Genomic DNA, 3,305 nt, shown 5'->3' with positions numbered 1-3,305 from the left:
GATTGAACGCTGGTGCGATTAGCGACGCAGACCGAGACGCTCGATGAGCGAGCGGTAACGGTTGATGTCGACGTCCTGCAGGTAACCCAGCAGGCGACGGCGCTGACCGACGAGCAGGAAGAGTCCACGGCGCGAGTGGTGGTCGTGCTTGTGGATCTTGAGGTGCTCGGTGAGGTCCTTGATGCGCTGCGTCATCATCGCGACCTGCACCTCGGGGGATCCGGTGTCACCGGGGTGCGTCGCGTACTCTTCGATGATCGCCTTCTTGACGTCTGCTTCCAGTGCCATAGGTGATCCCCTTCCTCTTCGTTGCGCGGCGCCCGACGCCTGATGCGTGGGCTCTCTTTATCCGCGGCCGATCGAACGGCAACCGCATGAGTCTACCAGCATCGGGATGCCGCCACCGCACCGCTCCGCGCCCGGCGCCGCCGTACCCGGGTGACGCACCGTCGCTCCCGGCGGCGCCACTTCCGGCCCCCTGCGCGCCCGGCGCCGCCGCACACTGCCCGTGGCTCAGATGCATGACGGGTGGGGCTGGTGGTGTCTCGACAGCGCCCCATGGAATCGCCTTCCCCACCGGTCATGCATCCGGACCACCACCGCCCCGATGTCGGAGGCCTGGCGTAGCCTCGATTCGTGCAGCTCACGGTCCGCGTCAAGCCCGGCAGTCGACGCGGTCCCCTCGTCGAAGACACCGCGGACGGTCTCGTCGTGCACGTGCGCGAGCGCGCGGTCGACGGGGCAGCGAACGCGGGCGTCGTGAAGGCCCTGGCCGCGCACTTCGGAGTCGCTCCCCGCGACGTCGAGATCCTGCGAGGGCACACGGCGCGCATCAAACGTGTCGAGGTCGACGCGTGACGGCCCGCCGGAGCGCGTTCATCGACCTGCGCCCGCTGACGACGTCCCCCGCCTTCGCCCGCCTGTGGATCGGGTCGACGCTCGCGGGCCTCGGCGGACAGCTCACCGTCGTGGCGGTCATGCTGCACGTGTTCGAGCTGACGCAGAGCACCTTCGCCGTGTCGATGATCGCGGTGGCGGGGCTGCTCCCGATGATCCTCGCCGGTCTCTACGGCGGCATGCTCGCCGACGCGTTCGATCGGCGCACCGTGGCACTCCTCGCGGCCGTGGTCACGTTCGTCTCGACCGCGCTGCTGGCAGTCCTCGCCTGGACGGGCCTCGAGACGGTCGGGTGGCTCTTCGTCCTGAGCGTCGTGAACTCCGCGGCGAACTCGATCGTCTTGGCGACCAAGTCGGCGATCACCCCGCGGCTGATCCCCCGCGAGCTGCTACCGGCGGCCGCAGCCCTGCAGGGCGTCACCGTCGGGATCATGGTCATGGCCGGGCCCGCGCTGGCCGGTGTGCTCGTCGCCGTCGCGGGCTATGCCTGGACATACTCGCTCGACGTCCTGCTCATGACATCGCTCTTCCTGGGCCTGTGGTCGTTGCCGAAGCTACGACCCGAGGGAGAGATCGTCCGACCGGGCCTGGAGTCCCTGCGGGACGGTGCACGATTCCTCCGGCGCGCGCCCAACATCCGCCTGCAGTACATCCTCGACATCATCGCGATGACGTTCGGTCAGCCCGTGACGCTCTTCCCCGCGATCGGCGCCGTGCTCCTCGGCGGCGGAGCGATCACCACCGGGGTTCTCACCGCGGCCGTCGCCGCCGGTGCCTTCCTCTCTAGCCTCTTCTCCGGCCCCATCGGGCGCGTTCGCCGCCAGGGCCTCGGGATCGAGCGGGCCATCCAGGTCTACGGGCTGTCCATCGGATTGTTCGGCCTGGTTCTCGTCGCCGCCAGCCTCGGGTGGCTCCGTCCCGATGTCGTCGACGAGACCCACGCCGCGGTCGCGCTGATCGTTCTGGCGGCGGTCACGCTCGCCGTCTCCGGCGCGGCCGACAACGTCAGCGCGATCTACCGCTCGACGATGATGCAGGCGGCGGTCCCGGATGCCATGCGCGGGCGCCTCCAGGGCATCTTCATCGTCGTGGTGGCCGGTGGACCCCGTGTCGGAGCGCTCTACGCCGGGACCCTCGCGACCCTGACCGCCCTCTGGGTGCCGCCCCTGTTCGGCGGCATCCTGATCCTGGCGCTCGTCGGCACGCTCGTGCGCTTCTCGCCGCGATTCCGGCAGTACGACGCGCTCGACCCTCAGCCCTGAACCGCGCTGCGCCACGCATAAACGCCATCCGCGCACGGAAACACGGTGTGCTCGTGTTTCTGCGCGCCAGAAGCGTTTATGGGCGGGACCAGCGCGGCCGGCGGGGCCCGGCGCCGGGCGCACGCACCCGGCACCGCGTCTGCCGAATCTCAGCGGATTTCCGCCGTCGCACTCCCCGACGGCGCGCGGCGCTGCACCTCGGCCGTATCGTCGGGATCGTGGCATCCTCTTCCTCCCCGTCCCCCGTCTCGATCGCCGTGCAGTTCGTGCTCACCGGCATCGTGTGGGGCTCGAGCTTCCTCTTCATCGCGATCGCGCTCGACGGCATGAGCCCGGCGCAGGTCGCGGGCGGTCGCCTGCTCTTCGGCGCTCTCGCACTGGCGGCGATCGTCGCGATCCGTCGCGAGCGCCTTCCGCGGGACGGTCGCGTCTGGGGCCACCTGAGCGTGCTCTCGCTCAGCTTCTGCGTCGTGCCGTTCCTGCTGTTCGCGTGGGCGGAGCAGCACGTGTCATCGGGGCTGGCAAGCATCTTCAACGCGACCACGCCGATCATGACCGCGATCATGGCGTGGGCGGTGTTCCGCGTCGAGAGCCTCAAGGTCGGCCAACTCGTCGGGATCGCGATCGGCATCCTCGGCGTCGTCGTCATCATCGCGCCCGGGGCGATCGCCGATGTCGGCGGCAGCACGATCGCACAGCTCGCCCTCCTCGGCGCGACGGCCTGCTACGGCTTCAGCCTCGCGTACATGCGCCGCTTCCTCGGTGACACGGGTCTCTCGGGCATCGCCTTCGCGTTCGGCTACATCGGCCCCGCCGCCGCGTTCATGGTGCTGTTGTCGCCGCTGATCCTCGCCGAACCGATGCACCTCACACTCCCGGTCGTGGGCAGCATCGTCGCTCTCGGCGTGCTCGGCACGGGGATCGCCTACGTCTGGAACCAGAACACCCTGCGCGCCTGGGGTCCCACCCGCGCCTCGACCGTGACCTACATCACCCCGGTGGTCGGGGTGGCTCTCGGCATCCTGATCCTCGGCGAGCGCATCTCGTGGAACGAGCCGGTGGGCGCGGCCGTGGTCTTCCTCGGCATTCTGCTCGTGCAGCAGCGGCTGCGCCTGTCGCGGCGCGCCCGCGTCTGACCTGTCCGAG

General features: G+C 69.7%; 4 protein-coding genes. 3 read left to right on the top strand and 1 reads right to left on the bottom strand.

The genetic code is table 11. From position 1 onward, the window contains the following. Window positions 1-18 precede the first annotated feature (18 nt). Window positions 19-288, bottom strand: coding sequence for a 30S ribosomal protein S15 (gene rpsO, locus P2P98_RS09125; protein ID WP_013583433.1), 270 nt, complete (start codon window positions 286-288; stop codon window positions 19-21). Window positions 289-636: 348 nt separating this feature from the next. Between rpsO and P2P98_RS09120 the strand changes: the two genes are divergently transcribed. The 3 genes from P2P98_RS09120 to P2P98_RS09110 all read left to right on the top strand — a co-directional run bounded on the left by P2P98_RS09120 (window position 637) and on the right by P2P98_RS09110 (window position 3,295). Continuing rightward, complete coding sequence (locus P2P98_RS09120; RefSeq protein WP_275799349.1) at window positions 637-858, top strand: DUF167 domain-containing protein; 222 nt, start codon at window positions 637-639, stop codon at window positions 856-858. After that, window positions 855-2,159: an MFS transporter gene (locus tag P2P98_RS09115; protein ID WP_275799348.1), complete on the top strand. Its 1,305-nt coding sequence runs from the start codon at window positions 855-857 to the stop codon at window positions 2,157-2,159. Before P2P98_RS09120 ends, P2P98_RS09115 begins: the two co-directional genes overlap by 4 nt. A gap of 218 nt (window positions 2,160-2,377) precedes the next feature. Then, on the top strand, window positions 2,378-3,295 hold the full coding sequence (locus P2P98_RS09110; RefSeq protein WP_275799347.1) for a DMT family transporter: 918 nt from the start codon (window positions 2,378-2,380) through the stop codon (window positions 3,293-3,295). The last annotated feature ends 10 nt before the right edge of the window (window positions 3,296-3,305 follow it).

Source organism: Microbacterium sp. Kw_RZR3 (genome assembly GCF_029222405.1).
Taxonomy (GTDB): domain Bacteria; phylum Actinomycetota; class Actinomycetes; order Actinomycetales; family Microbacteriaceae; genus Microbacterium.
This window is presented reverse-complemented; position numbering and strand designations above follow the sequence as displayed.